19 protein-coding genes and 4 pseudogenes are annotated in these 19795 nt (G+C 30.8%); all 23 read right to left on the bottom strand.

Features of this window, described 5'->3' with window-relative positions:
* Positions 1-174: 174 nt before the first annotated feature.
* Positions 175-1053, bottom strand: a complete 879-nt coding sequence (locus tag HMPREF2957_RS08175; protein ID WP_070678875.1) for a DUF4300 family protein — start codon at positions 1051-1053, stop codon at positions 175-177.
* Positions 1054-1108: 55 nt separating this feature from the next.
* Positions 1109-1990: a diacylglycerol/lipid kinase family protein gene (locus HMPREF2957_RS08170; protein WP_070678872.1), complete on the bottom strand. Its 882-nt coding sequence runs from the start codon at positions 1988-1990 to the stop codon at positions 1109-1111.
* Positions 1991-2236: 246 nt separating this feature from the next.
* Positions 2237-2809, bottom strand: coding sequence for a hypothetical protein (locus HMPREF2957_RS08165; protein ID WP_036754105.1), 573 nt, complete (start codon positions 2807-2809; stop codon positions 2237-2239).
* 170 nt (positions 2810-2979) lie between these two features.
* Positions 2980-3597, bottom strand: a complete 618-nt coding sequence (locus HMPREF2957_RS08160) for an SAP domain-containing protein (RefSeq protein ID WP_036754108.1) — start codon at positions 3595-3597, stop codon at positions 2980-2982.
* Positions 3598-3899: 302 nt separating this feature from the next.
* Entirely contained in the window at positions 3900-5582 is a 1683-nt protein-coding gene (locus HMPREF2957_RS08155; RefSeq protein ID WP_070678869.1) for a coiled-coil domain-containing protein, read from the bottom strand.
* Positions 5582-6610, bottom strand: a complete 1029-nt coding sequence (locus HMPREF2957_RS08150; protein ID WP_036754112.1) for a DUF4297 domain-containing protein — start codon at positions 6608-6610, stop codon at positions 5582-5584. The genes HMPREF2957_RS08155 and HMPREF2957_RS08150 overlap by 1 nt, the downstream gene beginning before the upstream one ends.
* A 20-nt stretch (positions 6611-6630) precedes the next feature.
* Complete coding sequence (locus tag HMPREF2957_RS08145) at positions 6631-6843, bottom strand: helix-turn-helix domain-containing protein (protein WP_036754116.1); 213 nt, start codon at positions 6841-6843, stop codon at positions 6631-6633.
* Positions 6830-7771, bottom strand: a complete 942-nt coding sequence (locus HMPREF2957_RS08140) for a hypothetical protein (RefSeq protein WP_070678866.1) — start codon at positions 7769-7771, stop codon at positions 6830-6832. The genes HMPREF2957_RS08145 and HMPREF2957_RS08140 overlap by 14 nt, the downstream gene beginning before the upstream one ends.
* 193 nt (positions 7772-7964) lie before the next feature.
* A complete protein-coding gene (locus HMPREF2957_RS09285) occupies positions 7965-8882 on the bottom strand; it encodes a hypothetical protein (RefSeq protein ID WP_070678863.1) in 918 nt (305 codons plus the stop codon).
* A 71-nt stretch (positions 8883-8953) separates the two neighbouring features.
* Positions 8954-10732 (bottom strand): annotated as a pseudogene (locus HMPREF2957_RS09520) (VirD4-like conjugal transfer protein, CD1115 family).
* Between the two features lie 5 nt (positions 10733-10737).
* Positions 10738-10971 (bottom strand): annotated as a pseudogene (locus HMPREF2957_RS08110) (DUF3801 domain-containing protein); the annotation flags it as partial.
* Between the two features lie 217 nt (positions 10972-11188).
* A pseudogene (locus HMPREF2957_RS09515) lies at positions 11189-11278 on the bottom strand (CPBP family intramembrane glutamate endopeptidase); the annotation flags it as partial.
* 42 nt (positions 11279-11320) lie between these two features.
* The gene (locus tag HMPREF2957_RS08105; protein WP_070678854.1) at positions 11321-11812 is read right to left on the bottom strand and encodes a nucleotidyltransferase; all 492 of its coding nucleotides are present in this window, start codon (positions 11810-11812) and stop codon (positions 11321-11323) included.
* An 88-nt stretch (positions 11813-11900) separates the two neighbouring features.
* A complete protein-coding gene (locus tag HMPREF2957_RS08100) occupies positions 11901-12653 on the bottom strand; it encodes a CPBP family intramembrane glutamic endopeptidase (protein ID WP_070678851.1) in 753 nt (250 codons plus the stop codon).
* Positions 12654-12829: 176 nt separating this feature from the next.
* A complete protein-coding gene (locus tag HMPREF2957_RS08095) occupies positions 12830-13438 on the bottom strand; it encodes a Type 1 glutamine amidotransferase-like domain-containing protein (RefSeq protein WP_070678848.1) in 609 nt (202 codons plus the stop codon).
* Positions 13439-13485: 47 nt separating this feature from the next.
* Positions 13486-13914, bottom strand: coding sequence for an aminoglycoside 6'-N-acetyltransferase (aac(6'), locus tag HMPREF2957_RS08090; RefSeq protein ID WP_070678845.1), 429 nt, complete (start codon positions 13912-13914; stop codon positions 13486-13488).
* Positions 13915-13995: 81 nt separating this feature from the next.
* Positions 13996-14472: a GNAT family N-acetyltransferase gene (locus tag HMPREF2957_RS08085; protein WP_070678842.1), complete on the bottom strand. Its 477-nt coding sequence runs from the start codon at positions 14470-14472 to the stop codon at positions 13996-13998.
* Between the two features lie 379 nt (positions 14473-14851).
* Entirely contained in the window at positions 14852-16219 is a 1368-nt protein-coding gene (locus HMPREF2957_RS08080; RefSeq protein WP_070678839.1) for a sensor histidine kinase, read from the bottom strand.
* Entirely contained in the window at positions 16210-16869 is a 660-nt protein-coding gene (locus HMPREF2957_RS08075; RefSeq protein WP_004252839.1) for a response regulator transcription factor, read from the bottom strand. The genes HMPREF2957_RS08080 and HMPREF2957_RS08075 overlap by 10 nt, the downstream gene beginning before the upstream one ends.
* 72 nt (positions 16870-16941) lie before the next feature.
* The gene (pcfG, locus tag HMPREF2957_RS08070; RefSeq protein WP_061564359.1) at positions 16942-17682 is read right to left on the bottom strand and encodes a lantibiotic protection ABC transporter permease PcfG; all 741 of its coding nucleotides are present in this window, start codon (positions 17680-17682) and stop codon (positions 16942-16944) included.
* Positions 17682-18422 (bottom strand): lantibiotic protection ABC transporter permease PcfE, encoded by a 741-nt coding sequence (gene pcfE / locus HMPREF2957_RS08065; protein WP_070678837.1) that lies wholly within the window; start codon positions 18420-18422, stop codon positions 17682-17684. Before pcfE ends, pcfG begins: the two co-directional genes overlap by 1 nt.
* Before the next feature lie 4 nt (positions 18423-18426).
* On the bottom strand, positions 18427-19128 hold the full coding sequence (gene pcfF, locus HMPREF2957_RS08060; protein WP_070678834.1) for a lantibiotic protection ABC transporter ATP-binding protein PcfF: 702 nt from the start codon (positions 19126-19128) through the stop codon (positions 18427-18429).
* Between the two features lie 287 nt (positions 19129-19415).
* Positions 19416-19795: pseudogene (locus tag HMPREF2957_RS09410) on the bottom strand (hypothetical protein); the annotation flags it as partial.

Raw genomic sequence — 19795 nt, 5'->3', positions numbered from 1 at the left:
TCCCAAATCTCCGCTTGGTAAGGTTCTCCATCTTCATCGTATCGATTGATATAACCAATAAACCTTTCATTATTTCTTGGTCTCTACTGGTTTCCTTTGATAACCCAAACAGCCCATACCCCAATTAGGAATAAGACTATCATTCCAAACAATACATCCATAATGTCTACTCCCTTAAAATTGAACCCACTTATCATTATCCATAATAAATGGTTTAGCTAGACCTTCTCCTGTATAGTTTTCGTATTTTGTATCTAGATATTTGTAACAATCTTCCTTGGTCGCAAATCTGATGGCTTGATAAGGCTCCTCAAAGGTTAACTTTTCGACAAAGAGATAACCATCCTCGCTTGGTACAAGAATGCCGACATGGCCAATAAATAGGGATTGACCATCCAAGTCATCATGGACTACTACAGAGAGCATTCTTGCATTTTCATTAAACTTGAATTGAGAAAGGAATTGTTCCATCTTTGCAGCATGAACTTTGACATCTGTCGTTGCTTCGGTCTTGACTCTTGAGAATAAAATATCAAAAGCATCCTTGTCTTCCGTACCAAAGACCTTACCTTTGTCAATGGCATCATTATCGACAAACAAGAGAGAATCATCTTTCTCTAACTTAGGAATTTCGATAGAATTTTTCAATAAACAATAACTGTTAATACGACAGTTGGTACCGACAAAATCACCCTTTTTAGGTGTCCAAAGATTGCTTATCTTTTCAACATCATAGTCTGTTTTGGTAAATGTAGAAAAATCTCCAGTTAAGCCTACTGAACCGACTGTCGCGTTGTAATCATTTACAAGGTTGAAAAATGCATCGACACTATCTTTATCCAAATGTGCAGCCAAGGCTTTCCGAACTTCTTCTTCGCTCGGTTGATTGTTCAAATTGCTATAAGTTGCTTTCCAGGAAACTTGATTCGACTGTGATTGAGTCACTGAAGTTTCAGCAGTACTATCAGAAGTCTTTTGAGTTTGACTACAAGCTACTAATGTCAAAAGAAGTGTTGAGCAAAAACCAATAGTCGCTAATCTTTTAAATTTCATAGGCATTCCTTTATTAAAAAATATCGTTAAAAAGAATTGTCAAAGTTTAAAAATCTTATTCTTTAGGTTGAGAATAGACTTCGATATGCTGACCTAGCACCTTGATTTCTACTGGTAGATCATCAGATTTGTCACCGTCAACATCCGTTTCTAATTCAGAATCAGAAGAAATTTTTATATGACGAGCTTTTATATACTCGATATTATCATTTACGACGACATCCCCTTTTAATAAATCAGGGATAACCGACAATTTAGTAAGGATTGAGTCATCTTTTAAAATCAAAATGTTAGCATAACCATCCTTATCTTCATCAAAGATTTTTTTATCAGCGAAATAATTGGTAAGGAGAACCAAGACATGACTGGCTGGGCCAATGTAATTTCCATTTTCTGTCTCAACTCTAATGTTAAATGCTTGATCCGTTACGACAGACTTCATGGTATTAATCGCATAGGCGAACATGCCAAATTTTGTTTTATCCTCTATCCCAACGTTGTGGATGGCCTCTGGTAGTGAACCAATACTAAAGATATAACCAAAATAATTTCCATTTGATTTTCCGATATCAATTTTATTCGTAGAATTAAAATCGAGTTCGTCAATGGCACCGTCAATATCTTGATTAATTTCTAATAGTTTCGTAATGAGGTTTCCAGTTCCTCCTGGGATAATCGCAAGTTTAGGAATGTAGTCTTTTTCCGCGATACCAGAGATTACTTCATTTACTGTCCCATCACCACCAAAAACAAGAACAGCATCATAGTGCTCACGAGAAGCTTCTTCTGCAAAGTTTGTGGCGTCTTGAGCTTTCTCCGTAATTTTAATTTCCACATCTTCAAAATAGTCTCTAGCTTTATTCTCCAGTTTCACCTTATAATCCAAGGCTTTTTCGCCACCAGAGGTTGGATTGATGATTACCATAATTTTTTTCATTTATAATTCTCCTTAAGGATTTTAAAAACAATATAGATCAATTAAAAACCTTTTTGTTTCTCATTCACTTATTTGATGTCGTATTAGATTGATAGCTTTATATTGAGTTAAAAACTATACATATAGAACTATCTAAACTCATTGTACTTGATTCTAGTTTATTTAGCAAGTTTACAAGATGAGCATTAAAAAACCAACCGATATTTCCTTTCGTTTGGTTTGTTTATTTGTGAAAAGTTAATAAGTTTAACTATACAAAAACTCCTCCATCGCTTCTTTCACATATCCCTCTACATCTTCAACCTCTACAAACAGCGGGTCTAAGTGGCATAAGAAGTGCCAATCTTCGGCGCCTTGTTTTTTGTAGAGAATTGCTTCGCCGTCTTCACTTCCGAAAAAGCTTCTGTCAACTTCATACCCTTTGTTTTCTAGGAATGCTTTTACCTTGCGGAAATTTGCTTCTCGTGCTTCTACATAAGCTTTCACTTCATCGTTATTCACGACATAAGCATCTACTTTTGTAGCTCCTTCTATCATTTTATCGTTTTTAACCGATAGATTCGAAATTTCTTTCCAAATGATCTCAACATTTTCCTCAGGGTCAAACGAAAATCTAGATAAAGGGACAATATTTCCGTTGAAGATAATCTCCATATAATCCGGAAGATTTTTTGGATTAAAATACTCCACTTCAAACCCATCTTCGTTTTCTAGAGTATACCCCGGGATTTGAGATACAAAGGCTTTCCCTTCTTCTAAAGAATCAAACGCGACTAAATCTTTTTGATAATCACCTTGATACAATTCCAATATAACCATCGATAACCCTCCTAAGCTTTTTCTTTCTAAACATTATATTGCTACCGTCAATAGGAATGAAACAAGCGCTCACGATGTACATCCAGTAGTCCTGCATGCAATCTATAATCCTCTTAAAAGTACACAGAAGCTTTCGCAACAACGTATCAGACAGAAGAAAGAGAAGTTGCTTATTTACGATACGCCTCTATTTTGTTTTTATATTCATTTAGAAGCTGTTTGGAAAAAACTTTTTCGTTCTTTGAATCTCGAACTTCCTTCCAAAGGATAGCAGCAACGGTTAACTTGTTAGCATACTGATGGCTACATTCATCCGTACAAAAGTCTTTTAGAAATTGATTCCACTGACAAGCCGAATGATCATACTTGGCGTAATTTGACTCTCCATAATAAATTTTAATCATATCCTGAATCGTAAATTTTAGATCATGATCCCTTTTTACTTTTCTCCAAGCGGTTGCCATATCCGCATTAAATTTGAAGGGACTAACCCCTGTTACCGCAGCAAAATAATCTCTAAACTTCTGGTTAAAAGAAAACCCACAGTTCAGTAATGGAGTCTCTAAAGTGATTACTTCAGATTGAGTTTTGAGACCTTTCCTCAAAGATTTCTCTATTTTATTTCCCTGAAAATATTGTTCAATTATATAAACCAATTCTTGCTTCGTCCCTCTATACTCTAATCCAAGAGACTTGCAAATTTGGGAAAGTTCTTCTCGATACCAATAGTATTGGTTGAATTCTTCAAATGATTTTATCTCTTTAAAACTAGGTCTGTTTTCTACCAAACAATCACCTCCATCCTTCAAATCTACGATGCTAAGATCAAAAAGTATACTATTGGTGTTAGAATATAATTAGTACAAAACAAAATGAGATATTCCCTTATTTGTTATATAATAATCCTTTACTATGGAAGTATCAAACGTTGTAGCCACAATTAATAAAGCAAAGACTTATCGTAACACCGAATCGCCTTTAATAATACATTCTCATCATGGATGAGCTTTATCAAATACGAAAAAAACTATGGAATTTACCTGGCTAAGGAGATGGAGAGATAACCATCTCCTTATAAACCACTACTATATTAAGCATCGTTCATACATTGCAAAAGCTCATAATTCTGAACATACATCTCACTATTTAGTAAGCTATATTTTTCATTTTCTAAAATTTTTATATTTATATTCGAATTGATACTATAATCTTTTTCGGAAAATCCTATTGACGAAACAATTAACTGACTAAATTGATCTGATGATTCCATAATATACTCGACTAATGCCTGTTTCTTCTCTTGGTCTGTCTCCGCATTATTAGGGCTATCAAAAACCATTGGAAATGTTGTTCCTTCAGGATTAAATATCTGTTTTAAATCATTGAGTGTTAGATACCATATAACGGTCGATAATGGTTTATTGCTTCCACTTGCACAAAAATTTTTAGATAGTTGTTCATAACTGTCAGCTTCCAACTCATTTAAATTAAATCTTATTTTTGATTTATCAATCAAATAATAGTAATTTTCATCAACAGATTTCATTTTATCTTTAACACTTTTAAATTCTTTCTTCAGTGGTTTTAGAGCCTTCTTTGTGCTGTCGATAATTCTGCTATTAATAGTCAAGTCATTATTAATCTCATCGATTAGTTTATTTAGCCCTCTGAACTTGATATAGTCTTTGATTTCCTTTTTGTTTTTACAAATCTTTTTATTATGCTCCTCCAAAGCCAGAGTTAAGTTTGAATATATTCCCTCATTTTTGAATATTTCATCTTCAATATGAGCATTTTCTGTTTTTATTGCATCTTTCAGACTAAGAGCATTATCAATATGATTATATCTCTTACTCCTTAGTTCCAAAGTTGAATCTAAAACAGAATGACATTCAGGACAAACTTTTGATTTTAAAATAGTTTTTATTTCCTTTTCTTCTTTTATTTCGAATTTAGATATTTGAGATAAAGTGATATTCTGTTCAACTAATTGATTTCTCAAGTCAACAAGCTTATTCCTTACTAAGTTCATCTCATTAATCAGCGATGAATATTTTTGAGTTTCTATATTAAGCTCATTTTCTAAGGCACTGCTTGTTTCCGGACATGAAAAACCATCCAAAATTAAATTGGTTCTGTCTTTCATTTTAATTAATTCTTCTATTTCTTCTTTCTTGCTTTTAATTTCAAGTTCTAATTCTTCTTTGTGTTTCACAAGTTCGAAATATTCTTTATTGTAAATGCCCAAATGTGAGTAAATAACATTAAGTTTAAAATTACTGAACTGAGCAAGGTTTTTAAACGAATTAAATTTTGTACCGATGTATTCATCTTGATCTAAAAAATTCAGTAAGAAACTATATGCAGGTGGTGCTATTACTAATTGATTTGTATTTTTTTGCGGCAACCATATAGAAAAATTAAATAAATTTCCCAAAAAATCTGCTAATTCACTTCTATGAATAGTAGTAAAAATAAGATTACCTTTTGCATTAAATATTTTAAATAATTTTTGAGATCGATAAATTGAAAAATCTTTATCATCCACCTTAAAAGATAAAATATAGACCTTATCCTTTTCTCTCCACTTCGAGTCAAAGTGCGAATCCGCACCCAAGGCATGGTATAAACTTCTTAATAAAACTGATTTTCCTCTATCTGTTCCATCTATATCACTCGATGTAATAATATTAACTCCCTTTTTAAATTCTGTTGAATAAGCCTCTTTTTTTACAACATCAAATATATATATTTTGTCAAATATAACATTCATTATAAAATTCCTCCTGAAGCATACATATAATAAATTATTATGTATTGAACTGATTTCATATCATCAGTAAATTCCACATCAAAATCGTCATCAAATAATTTTGATATTTCTTCTAAATAACTTTCAATATCGTCTAACGAATCTTCATGTTCCGCAATATAATTATAAATTTTTATTTTTATTAATCGTAAAGACTCACTTTGCTGCATTTCAATTATATTACCAAATGCTGTATTATATCTTCTTCGTTTAGCAAATGATAGGCTATTTATATATTCTTGTGTCTCATTGATTCCATTTTTAGATTCCTTTTTATGTGCATTTAACATTTTATCAAATTCACTTCTTGTAATACCTTTGTTTTTTACAACATCTTCATAGGTACCGGAATCAAATTCATAAGAAGCTTTTTCTCTAACAGAATCAACAACCAGTCTATACAATGCATTCGGATTTTGAGGTTCTTCACCTTTAATATCAACAAAAGATTTTACTAATTTCCCTCTAATAGAATCCTCTGGATTTAATAAATCCATGTTATCAAATATATAAAACACAGTGTCTAAACACACAGTGTCTAATTTTAATTCTGTACACAACTTCTTCCTAACATCATCAAGTACATCCTGATCTAAATCTCCAAAACATTGCTCAGGAAAATCAATTTCTTTATTATTGATTTTAAGTTGTTTATTACACACAATTGCTAATTTTATATTGTAGTTCGGTGAATATAAAGCATATAGTTTCCCTAAAATAGAATTATTCTCATTCTTACCTTTCTTACACAAATTATTCGAATTGTAATTACCACTTTTCTTCGTCTTTATTTGATAAAAATCCAATTCATCCTCTTTATGCAATTCTATATCACATTTAAAATCAAAAATTATCGTATATTCATTGTTCGCTCTATGTTCATCGATCATCTTACTAATTCCCCATAACAATTCTAATCTAAAGCGATTTTTAGCAATGCTTCCAGATAAATCTTTTGGTAAATTCATGTAATATTTTTCTTTATCCATAATTAACCTCATTTCAAAATCTACTTATCAATTCTTATACACTCCACGATTTCCTCAATATCACAATCCAAAGCATTGCAAATCCTAAGCAAAACATCCGTAGTCACATTTTGTCCATTTTTCATTTTATAGAATGTGCTTTTACTTACTTTTGCTTTTTCCATCAATTCGTTGTTTGTCATATCTAAATCAATCAGTTTTTTGAACAATCTTTTATAACTAAATATCCTCATTTATATTTTCACCCTCTATAATTGTATCTAAAACCACATATGGCTCTTTTTGTTTAATAAAACTATCTAATTTTGTTCTTCTGCCAAGATATAAAAAATCCATAATATCATTAAATTCCTTTATTTCTTCACTGTCCTCATTTATAATTCCATATTGCTTGTAATACGGCAATGCACTTTCAAAATCAATATATAAACGACCTTTTGAATCTATTTCATTTCCAATTTTCATAATTTTATCAATACACAGCTCATACATGTTTTTATAAGGCAAACTAAGTCTAATGATTTCTGCGATTTCTATCCCTTTATTTTTTGCAATCTCAGTAAATCCCTTATCTGACATCACATCTAAATTAATCAGGTTATCTTTTTCTTTCTCAGTCCATCTAATGGCTTCTTCTCTACTAAATGCTTTAACAATTACTAACGCTAATTTATCAATAACATGTACATTATTAGGATATTTGCTATATAAAAATATTAGCACCTTATATCGTACTATTGGTGGTAACAATGAAAATGACTGCAAGACATCGTTTCTTGATCCAAATTCATAAGTTTCAAAATAATTAATAAGCATATAAGAAAGCATATCCAAAAGCTTATCAACAATCGTATCAAATTCATCAGATGTAACTTCTCCTAAATATTCAGTATGTGTAAATTTATTACCATCCTGTTTAATATTCTCTAACGCTTCTTTTAAAAATTTACTATTTTTAAGAGTATCAATTTTTTTAGTTATTTCATTCGCACCAATCGTCATCTTTTGACTTGGGTTAATGTCTAAAATTTTTCTCACAATTACTTCTGCATATTGGCGAATGGTAGCAATTTTATTTCGATTAGATGTCTCAGAATAAAAAATATCCCCCATTAAATCTTTTGCTAATATTTGATATTTTTCATTATCAAATTTTTTCATTCAGCATCCTCCCTTCGATAAAACTATATTTATTACATTATACCATAAAATACACTTTTTTCATAAAATTATTCTCTTTATTCGAACTCTTACAAATAAAAGAAACGATGCAGTCCTAAGACCGCATCGAATGCTACCCTAATAGCCATCTTAAATTAGCAACTAGAATAATTACAATATTTAATCATTCTATTCACCTCTCCAGTTTTAATGAATTTAAGATAAACTCCAGTACATTATTATTTGATAAAATTTTTCCTCCTATAAATTCTTGTATAGGAAAAATAGTTCTAACATCAGTATATAATTCTATATCACCTAATTTCTGTAAGTTTATAAGTATTGACTCGTATTGTTTACGATAAAATTCATTGTACGAAGAATGTGATAAGCTCGGAACAGCTCCTTTAACAAAGTCTCTATTATATTCTGGTTTAAAATAATTAATTAGTAATGCCTCAACAATATTAATCATTTGTGCTTTTGATGGAAAATCCTCATAAAAATTATTTTCAAACTCCAATTGATAGTGAGAATCGTCTTTCTTTCCTAAAGTTGTGAATAAATCCAATTGATTTAAATCTAATAGCAATATCTTAACGTCATATTTCAATTTACTAGAAATACAGTCTGCTAAAATTATTTGCAACTTTTCATGATTCTTCAATCTATCAATAGCATCCCTATTGTTTTTACTTCCTCCAAACGCTTGACCAATATACAATATTCTAAACTTAGGAATTATATCAAGGTTATTTAAATAAAAATAATCAACAGGATACTTATCTACGCCATTCACTATCATAACTCTCTTATCCATAGAAATTTCCATTGTCAAATTTTGAAATAAATTCTTTTCTTGATCAACTACTGTCCAATTGCATTCAATAATTTCTCCATCTTCCGATTCCAATTTCACAAATAATTTACCATTTTTTTCATCTATAATTTTGGTATCATTAGAAAAATAATATTTTTTAATCCCTAATATGAAATATAAATTAGGAATAAATCCATCAATCAATTTATAATCATTAACATCGCTTGGGTTTATTAATTCGCAATAATTCAACATAAATTCTGATAAGCGATTAGCTTGTATACTAGACATTTACATAAACCTCCTCGTATTATAAACCTATTATAACATGCCCATACCATATAATGCCATAACATAAAATATTACAATCTTGTAATTAGTGTATTTCTATTAAGTTTAACTTTGCCTTTTCTTTTGATATATTCTTAAATATTGAACACATTCTTTTTATCATAGTCCTCCACTAACTTGTAATTTTTGTGCTTTGTAATATCAAATTTATCTGATAGAAACGGTCTGACACCTCGAAGCTGGAAAATACATTTACTGCCATCCATAACGGTTATCCCATCTTGGCTCATTAACTCTTTTCCAGTCTTTTGATAATTCAGTCCATAACTATTGGCATTGGATCTGGTTTCAGAAATGTTATATAGATCTATAGTTTTTTTACCCAGTGTTTCAGACAGCTCTTTAAGTGTTGTCTTTTATTCTCCACCAAGAAACAAAGTGCTATCACAGCTATCTACAATCGTATCTGCATTATCCTTGTAAATTGCCTTTAGCTGGGATTGTGCCTGCAAGATAATACTTGCTGAAATTTCTCTTGAACAAATTGTCGCTATTAACTTTTCGAACTTTGAAATTAAGCCGATGTTGACACTCTCGTCAAGAAAGTACCTTACATGAACAGGTAATCTTCCTCCATACTCATCATCTGCCTTATCACAAAGTAGGTTAAATAGCTATGAGTACATGACAGACAACACAAAGTTAAAAGTATCATCTATATCTAAAATAATGATAAACAGTGCTGTCTTTCTATCTCCAAGAGTATCAAGCTCAAGTTCATCTTCTTTCATCAAATCCCTAAGCTCCTGAATATCAAATGGAGCAATCCTTGCACCACATGATATAAGAATAGACTTTGCTGTTTTTCCCGCAGCAAGTTTGTACTTTTTATATTCCTTGACTGAAAGTGTGTAGTTTTTTTCTTTTCCAATGCTTCAAATAGTATATCAATGGGATTCATGTATGTTTCATCATCTTCTCTGGCTTCTGAAGCGTCTATCATATCAAGGAGTGTTGCGAAGTTCTTTTCTTCCCTTAGAGCTTCATAAAAAATATAACTATCAAAACCATATAGTAGAGCTTTTCGGCTTTGACTCAAAAATCTTCACCTGCTTTTTCACCCTTTTCCTTTGTGTTTGCAATGATTGTCTGCACTAATTTGAGTATACCTTTTTCACTTCTGAGATAGGCGAATGGATTGTACTTCATGCTCTTTTTGAAGTTGATGATATTTAAATTTTTTATCTCATAACCATTATTTTCAAGCATCTTGCCACATTCAACGACTATCGTTCCCTTAGGATCTGTTACGCAATATGAAGAGTTCATTTGCATTAGGTTCGGTTTTACATAAAATCTCATCTTACCTGAGCCAGAACCACCAATAACCAGTACATTTTTGTTACGAGCACACTTTGGATTAGCAGGTCTTCCATTCATTGTTAATCGTTCAGTTTGGGTAAGCAAAATGTTATTTTGAAACTTTTCATCGATATCTGGCTGACTATCTTTTATTTTTACCCATCTTGCTTAACCATACTCTTTCCCCTGCCTAGACTTTTTTGCATTTTCCCTTTGGTATAGACAATAAATTTAATTAGAGCTGCCACTCCCACGCCCATTAAAATGTCAGAAGGATGAATGTTTGGAATAAAGCTCATGGTATTAAGCTCTAATATTCCTAGAAAGATTTTATCTATTACATCGCCACCCGTATAGACTCGTACATAATGAGAAAAAATATTGCCAACATAGAAAAATGCAAGATAGGGAATATTCTGCTTTAGAAACTTTTTCTTATCTTGCACCTTAAATAAGCCTTTGATGTCTTTTAGTATTTTATCTATCATAAGCTCTACTCTTTTTGTTTATTCTTTACTTTATCTTTAGAAACAGTGTTTTTAGCCATCTCCTTGAACTTCTCAATATTTTTATGAATGGACTCTTTCCTTTCCGATTCTGAAAGAGCGTGTTTGAAGGCTTTTTCCATTACTTTCATATCTTTGGCCTGAAAGAATACGGAGTATTTTCTGTTTTCTTTATCTTTCATCACGGAAAACTTAACCCCATATCTGATCAGCTCTTTTTCAGTTCCTTCAGTTCCATCCTCATTAATTACATAATGCTTGTAAAACTGCTTAAAATGCAGGATTTTCACGATTTCACTCTTTGTAGCAAACCTACACACTCAACATGTGATAATATTCTAATTTTATACTAATAAACAAAAGGCAATAAAAATCATTTTAAAACGATACTGTGGAACGGAAAGTTGATCACTTCTTCCAAAAGAAATATCATCCATTCTATAATTTTAAATCCTTTTCTTTACTAATTCTATTACTAGCCAATATAGTATAAATTAAATGACCTATAAAAATGATGATAAAAATAACATAGCAGCCAGTCTTACAACTTACTACTTTTCATATGATAATTTATAAATGTCTTTCCAGCCACTCGATCTTTTTAAAATCCTTATTGTTATTGTGATCATTTCGATAGGAGTCTTGAGAAGAAGCTTTGTAAATACTTAGATACTGCTCCAGACTTGGAAGACGAAAAGTGATGCCTTCAATGTGAATAAGCTCTATATCCGATTCCGAAACTCCTGCAAAATCAGGTAAAGAATCGATACTTCCAAATTCAACACTCACTCTATCCTTTTGAAATTCATGCTCATGAATATCTATTAAGACGTAGCCTAAGTTTTTCATCACTTTCATTATTTTGTCCCAGTCATAAATTCTGAGATGATCAGGTGCTTCCCAACCTCTAGGGTCACCAGGCACATGAATGTCAATGTCAGACGGCTCCCAATTTTCTTTCGTTCTAAACTCCAATCCCAAAGAACCCATCAGTGTCGGTGTAATTCCGACTCCATTTAAATGGAAACAAATGGTTTTAAATTCTTTAAATAAGAGACTCATGTTTACTCTAAACCTTTCATCTAAATGTTCGTTATTTCTTCTTTATTACCTTGAACAAAATCATCTTCATTTTCTAGAGTATATCCAGTTATTTTGGATACAAATTCTTTTCCTTACTAATTCTATTACTAGCCAATATCGTATAAATTAAATAAGCAATAAAAATGATAATAAAAATAACATTAATTTTTAACACAAAATAGAGATTTAACAAATTTGCGAACGCATGAAATAATAGACAGTACCCCACAGATTTCGTTTGACGATAAAGAAGCCCTAAAACAAAACTTAAAAATAATGTATATATAAAAAATAAAATAAAAGGAAATCCTTGATGACTTTCTCCAACTATAAACCATAAAGGCAGATGCCATATTCCCCAAATTGATCCTACAATCAAATTAGATTGCCAATAAGTATATTTTTTATCAAGTAACGGCTGTAATATTCCTCTCCATCCTAATTCTTCATGTCCACCACCAAAAAAAATTAGTTGTATAAAGAATAATGGCATCAGATAAATTGATACTTCATTTAATTCTAAGGAAGATACAGAAAATAGTATCAAAATTGCTAACAAATGAATAATGAAATAAATACTACTATTTCCTTTCTTACTAAATAGAAAATGTTGAAATTTTATATTATTCCTTTTCAAATAAAAGCCACTTGCAATAGCTGGACCAAGTGCACCTACTATATGTAACATTCTCCCTATAAATGTTTCTAATCCCAAAATATAAGATTGAGTAAAGATGGCAAGAAGCCCCCAAGATATATAAGTAATTCCAAATGTAAAACAAAGATAATTTTTTAAATTCTTTTTGTCAATTTCTGTCATTTTATCGCCCTTATCTTGATTATTTTATGAATAATATTTTTACTGCTTCTTAGTTGCTCTCGATTATAACTACCTATATTCTATCATAAAAACACAAAAAAGCCTTACAATCAAGGCTTTCATTATTCATTTCGTCAATACTTTAGTTTCGTAGATTCAGATTCGCATGATTAAAACTAGTCAATTTTCTCTATGATATTTCCAAGTTTATCCAATACAAGACAGGTATGATCATTTAGTGGAATTATGGGAACATTAACGAGCTCTTCAGCTCTATCCTTATTAGCTTTATCATTCCATGAATCATAATGAACACTAATTAAAAACTGACTAAAGAGTCCTAATCCATTTTTTATCTTTATCTGATGATCTGAATTATCATTAGGTGAAACATAGACTTTTTCTCCTAATAATAGGGCTCCTGCAGAAAATCCCATAACTTTCGCCCCTTTATTCAGCATACGATCGATATAATTTTTGAACTGCTGATTGACGTAAGTAGCTAAATACTTTTCCGTATTTCCACCACCGATGATAATTAGATCAGCATCTAGATAGCTATCAAAATTAATCTGCTCAATGTCCAAGAGTAAGTAATCAGTGTTTAGGTTAGAAAAAAGGCTTTGGAAAACTTCCGTGTACTTTTTCATATACGGTTGCCAATTTTCTCGATAAACTGTAAAAATGACAATTCTTTCGATCTTCCTTGATGACACAATTTTATTAACAATCGTATGGTTCTTTATCGGCGGATTTCCACCCATCAAAAAAATTTGTTCGTCCAATCTTTCACACTTTCTAAAGATACATAAATTTTGACCACGTTCTAAAATTATAATCTCTTCTTAAAATGAATAATTCTATTTGCCTCCTGAAATCCAATATTGAGATGAAATTTTATAGAATCCGTATTCGTTAAAGTACAGTCACTTGCAAATTCCTTACATCCTTTATTTTTCGCCCATTCCTCACATTTTGTACAGAGGTTTTTAGCAATATCCTTTAAACGATATTCCTCGTCGACAATAATCCCTTCTAAGAATCCCACAGGACTATATTTACAACCTTCAACATAATCAAATCTGAGTGAACATAGTGCTAGACCTACAATTGTGTCACCTTCAACTTCAGTAAAGATTGCAGTATTTTTGCCATTCGTATATTTTTTTACTTCATCAATAGCTTCTTTATCGGTCAATTGGGGCCATAATTGTTTCATTAGTTTAGCCGTTTTTATAGAATCTTTTGTTATTCCATCCATATTGATGTTCCTCCGCGAATTACAAGCAAATGTTACGAATCATGCTGTTACTTTGTTACTCATTGATTGATACCAATACCATCACCTTCTGCTTTTCTCCATAATAATTAATTTCCCCCTTTTTCCTTCTAAATCTTTTTTCACAACAAAAAAACCTGAATTTCTATATGCTTTTTGAGCCAATATATTTTTTTCATTTACAGCCAATATAATATGGTTAATTTCTAATTTTAAAGTTGAATCTATGAATTCAAATATTCCATTCAGAGCATTAGAACCATATCCTTGATTTCTGAAATTATCATCAATAGAAAATCCTCTAATAAGCGCATAATCATTTTGATAATAGCCGTACTCTTTAGGACCAGTGTTTAGGTGTAGGCAAAAAAAACCAATTACTTTATGGTCTTTATTAAGTATTACTATTGGGTATCTATCCTTATCTTTTTTAGACTTTTCAATAATATTTTTTGGGGTATCAGTATGTGTAATATCATTTAAAGAATAAGAACTTAAAGAATGGTAATGTTCAACTTCACTATACAAAGATAATTTCATGATAATTAATTCCTTTCTCTTTATGTAAGATACATAACTAAATCAGTTGATGATTTAATAATCATATCAATTGTTTTCATACTTTCTACTTTCCTATTCAACTTTCAAATATATAGCGTTTTCATTATTTTCTTATCCTATTATATCATTATTCAAAATAAAAAACTACAACTTACTAGTTGCAGTTAAACACAGATTTTCTTCCGTTCCTTCTAGAAATTTATAAGTTAACTTTTAGAATTTGTTCAGTTATCAAAGTTCATTTAGCTTTCTACTATGTAAGATTCTTGCTTGATAGCGGAGTGAATTTTCTATTCTACACCAAAAGCAAAAAGGATATATTTTTAATAAATTCCATTTGAAAACAATTCCTGTTCTATTATAGTAATGGTAATTCTAACTTTACACTTGCACCATGTTTATCCGAGTTGTTTTCTAATATGATGCGTCCATTATGTAATAACATTATTTTCCAAGAATTATATAAACCTAAACCATGGTTTGTAGCTGAATGTCTACTCTTATCTCCACGGTAAAATTGCTCCGTTCCTCGTTTTAAATCCTCATTAGAAAATCCTGGGCCTTCGTCTATCACAGATATTGAAAGTATCTTATCTGTAGTCATTATTAGTAATTCAATGTTGGATTTGTCTGGTGAATATTGAATAGCATTACTAAATATATTTTGAATGACTCTTTCAAATAATTGTATATCTATCATTACATCTGAATCTTCACAATTAATAGATTTAGATATAGTACGGTCATGTATTAGTGTAATCTCTCTCGCTATTTCACTAACTCTTTCGATTATTTCTGACACTTTTACTTTTTGTAAATTCAACGAGCTTAATTTAATTGACTGATTCATCTCCATCAGAGCTTTTGTATAATCTGATATACGTGTTGAATTTTTTATAATGTACGCTACATAATCCTTTTGTTCATCAGTTAGATCAGTTACCTTTAACAATTCAGCATTACCTTGGACAATAGAAACCGGAGTTTTTAAGTCATGCATTAATGCCGATATCTGACTTCTCTTATTCTCTTCTTTAATCCAATTTTCTCTTAATGAATCACTTAAGGCTTTTTTCATTATATCAAGGCTATTTAAGACATCATTAAATTCTTTGATATTTGAACTTCCTATTTCAAAGTCTAATTCTTGGTTGGCGATTTTATCTGATGCCTCTAGCATTGGCGATAATTGCCTTGTTATTCGTTTTGCCCAGATTAGAGTAGCCACAAATGCACTCATTAAAAAGAAAATGATTAATAAAAATATTAATAGTAAATCTACGCTAGGGAAATATTTTTCCATCCAATCATTATTGTAGTGTGGCTCTAGTGAATAATGGATTAATACATATCCATCATTCCTTTTAAATTCTATAAATGAAGAATATGGAGTTGAAAATCCCTCATGATTGTGAAAATTCTTAGCTTTCAGTTGAATAGCTTCATCCATATTAGTTTTTATCACTTCACCATCTGGCGATAAAAACATATAGCTAGCTCCTTTAGGTATCAATGCTTCATCAAAGTCTATTTTATTTAAAATTTTATATTTATTTTCTTGTAATAAATTTTCTGTATGGTTAGCCGGAAGAATCAAACCAACACTATAAAACGCTGTAAAAGTTAATAAAGCTAGTACGATGGCACATCCTAAACCAACTCCAACAGTCATTAAGTATTTAAGAAATACTATTTTGAGCGACTGTCCTTTTCTAATTAATTCCATTTATAACCAATCCCCCAAACTGTAGAAATTGGATTTTCACCAAATTTTAAGAACTTTGCTCTAATATTTTTTACATGTTCTGATATGGCAGAAGAATCACCAATCCCATCAAATCCAAAAATCATTTCATATATTTGTTCTCTTGAAAAAACTTGTCCCTTTCTCTTTGCTAAAAGCTTCGAAATTTGATATTCAGACTTTGTCAGATGAATTTCTTCCTCCTTCACAAATACTTGATTGGAGGATAAATCAAATCTTATATTCCCTAGGTTTAAACTCGAATGTTTTTCTCTTTGTTCTCTTCTCAGATGAGCTTCTACCCGTGCTAACAATTCACCAACACCAAATGGTTTGGTAATATAGTCATCTCCTCCACTTAATAAGCCATCTACTATATCCGTTTCCATTGCTTTTGCAGTTAAAAAGATAATCGGACAATCCACTTTACTACGTATATTTTTACAATAGCTGATTCCATCAACCTCTGGCATCATTACATCAAGTAATATTAAGTCATATTTCCCCAAACTATTTTCATCAATATCTACCGTGGTTTGGTAAATATCAACAATATGATCTCCTTTTATTAAAATATTCTTGATTAGAGTCAGCATATCTAATTCATCATCTATAGCAAGAATTCTTGCCATACCAAACCACCTCCATATTTATAAATATTTTATTATTATACCATATTCCATTTACAAATACATTTAGAGCTATTATTCACTGATTGACTTTCCACCCCACCTATTGAACCATAATAAAGAGCCAGTAAAAATGACTACTGTAATAGGTATTGCTACATAGCCCCACATGGTAAACTCTTTAATTAAATATGAGCTATCAGCCAATTCACTTCCAACAATATATGTTGCAGATAATCTCGATGCCCAAGTACAAGGTAAAAAATACCAAATATTTTCACCTAAACTTGTTATTGAAAGTAAAGCAATCAACGTTTCCACAAATCCCAATCCTATAGATGCACCACCACCTAACATAAGTGATACCCATAAATGAATCATATATGTAGATAAACATCCTATAAAAACTAATAATAATTCAATTAACCAAGCCATAGTCCCTTGATTACCAAATAGCATTGCAAATATAAAAACTGCTAAACTTATAGAAAATAGGAAACTCAATAAGAGCATTATAAGTTTTCCACCATAAGCCTTACTTCTGGATTTTGTAGTTGATAGAATCACTTGAAATCGTCCAGCACTTGCTTCCATGTCAACAACCTTAGATGTGATAGCACCAAATATTATTGGTAAGATAGCACCTAAAAGCACAAAATAATTCAGTATGATATCCATATCAGAAAAATTTTTTAGACTTGTAAATGTTGCTGCCCAATAAAATATTAGAGCATATAAAACAGGTAAGATAAAGTGAGCCCATGGAATCCAAGTATGCTTCAATTTATAAAACTCTGATTTTAATATATTCATCATTACTTCACCTCTTGCTTAGAAAACCATTTTGCAGTAATGAAAGTCAATAATGTAAACAAACATATTGATAAAATACAAGGAACAAGTAAGGATGTGTTTAAAATCATTGGATTTGATACTTCTGTTGGGATACCGTTCGGTAAAATACGCATAACGGGTACCATCAATCTAATCCCCCAAGAATAAGGGCAATAAATCCACATAGAACCGTCAGCTAACAAAATTCCTAACACAATTCCTAATACAGCATTTACTACAATGCTTACTATAAACCCAAACTTTTTAGCCAGGAAAAAACAAAATGGAACTTGCCATATGTTAGTTATAACCAATAATACACTTGCGAATAATAATGTCGTGAATGCATAGTTTCCTGTTAATTGTTCTCCAATGAAAAATTGAAAAACAAATACTCCTAGCATATGCAAAATAGCAGTTATACTTAGATAAATTGAAGCTGTTAATATTTTTGAAATCCATATCTTTTTTAAATCAATATTGAGTGGAAAAATTGCTCGGTAGTTTAATTTTCTCTCTTCCTTTCTATGCATCATTGCAGGTATTAAAGCGAAAGTTGCCGGCATTAAAATCACATACCACCAATTGTATGCGTTTATGCTAAAATATGATGGCATTAATACAAATGCATTTAGTAAAGCTATAATCGGGGCAATGAGTAATATCTTCAACAAAAAGCTATGTTTGTGTTTCAAATTTTCTGCAAAAATATAATTTTTCATTAAGCTACACCCTCTTTCCATTCTTTACAACATTCATAAAAAGTTCTTCTAAATTTTCATTATGATTAATTGTGTTTTGATATTTTAATTCTCCTTCATGTATAATTCCTATATGATCAGCAGTTTGTTCCACTTCTGCTAAAATATGACTAGACAGAATTACTGTTATTCCTTTTTTTGGAAAGTTTCGTATTAAATCTCGTAATTCTTGAATTCCTAATGGATCTAATCCGTTTGTCGGTTCATCTAGTATCAATAGTTTAGGATTATTTAATAAAGCAATTGCAATACCTAATCTTTGTTTCATCCCCAAAGAAAATTGACCGCTTTTCTTTTTTCCGGTATTTTTTAAATCTACAATTTCTAAAACTTCATCAATTCTTGCATCAGGCAATCCAAGTAATAATGTTCTAACTTTTAGATTTTCTCTTGCACTTAAATTTTCGTATAAGGGTGGCATCTCGATTAAAGCACCAATATCTGATAAATCATTTCTACTCCATTCATGTCCTTCAAACATAATTTCACCTGACGTCTTGTGTAACATACCTGTAATCATCTTTAATGTCGTAGATTTACCTGCACCATTAGGTCCTAGTAATCCATATACTGAATTTTCCTCAATTTTTAATGACACATTATTTACAGCTTTTTGTTTTCCAAAAACTTTTGTTAGCTCATTTGTTTCCAAAATATATTTGCTCATATTTTGTTCCTCCTTTAATCTTGTAAATAGTATAAAAAATATTTTTAAGGATTCTGTAAGGAAAAAATATTTTTCAAAAAGTAGCAAGAAAATTCTAATATATTAAACGTTTTGCATTTTTTTCTTTAGTCTTTTATGCCATATTTCATATACTTTATAAATAAAAAAGGCAGAACCAGAGTTCTGCCATAAATAACCACTATTTATCTTACAACTTCAATCTCCACCTTGCTCTAAATCAAATTTTAAGGAATTGAAGCATTCTCTTTCTAATCCTATAGATATGCCTATTCTGTTCGAGTTTCAGCTAAATATATTCCCCATTCAGCTAATTCTTCAGGCAAATCATAAACAGTTTTTCCATTACTTTCATAGATTTCAGAGATTCCTGGTGAGGTCTTAGAAAAAGTTTTCCAAGCTGTCACTAGTTCTTCTACAAATTGAATATTATGAGCTTCAAAAAAGTCATTAAATTTCGATAGTTCTTTACTATAAATTGTCACAACATTATAGCTATCAAGCATGATCTCATCATGACTTTTATGCCCACCAAATCCAAACTTACTTAGTCCATCATTAACAAGTAAATCACCGTATCTAATCAACAGTACTAGGCATTCCTCTCTTGAACAGCCATCAATATAATAAACATCCTTATGGGATTCCT

It is taken from the genome of Streptococcus sp. HMSC062D07, assembly GCF_001814215.1.
Lineage (GTDB): Bacteria > Bacillota > Bacilli > Lactobacillales > Streptococcaceae > Streptococcus > Streptococcus infantis_I.
This window is presented reverse-complemented; position numbering and strand designations above follow the sequence as displayed.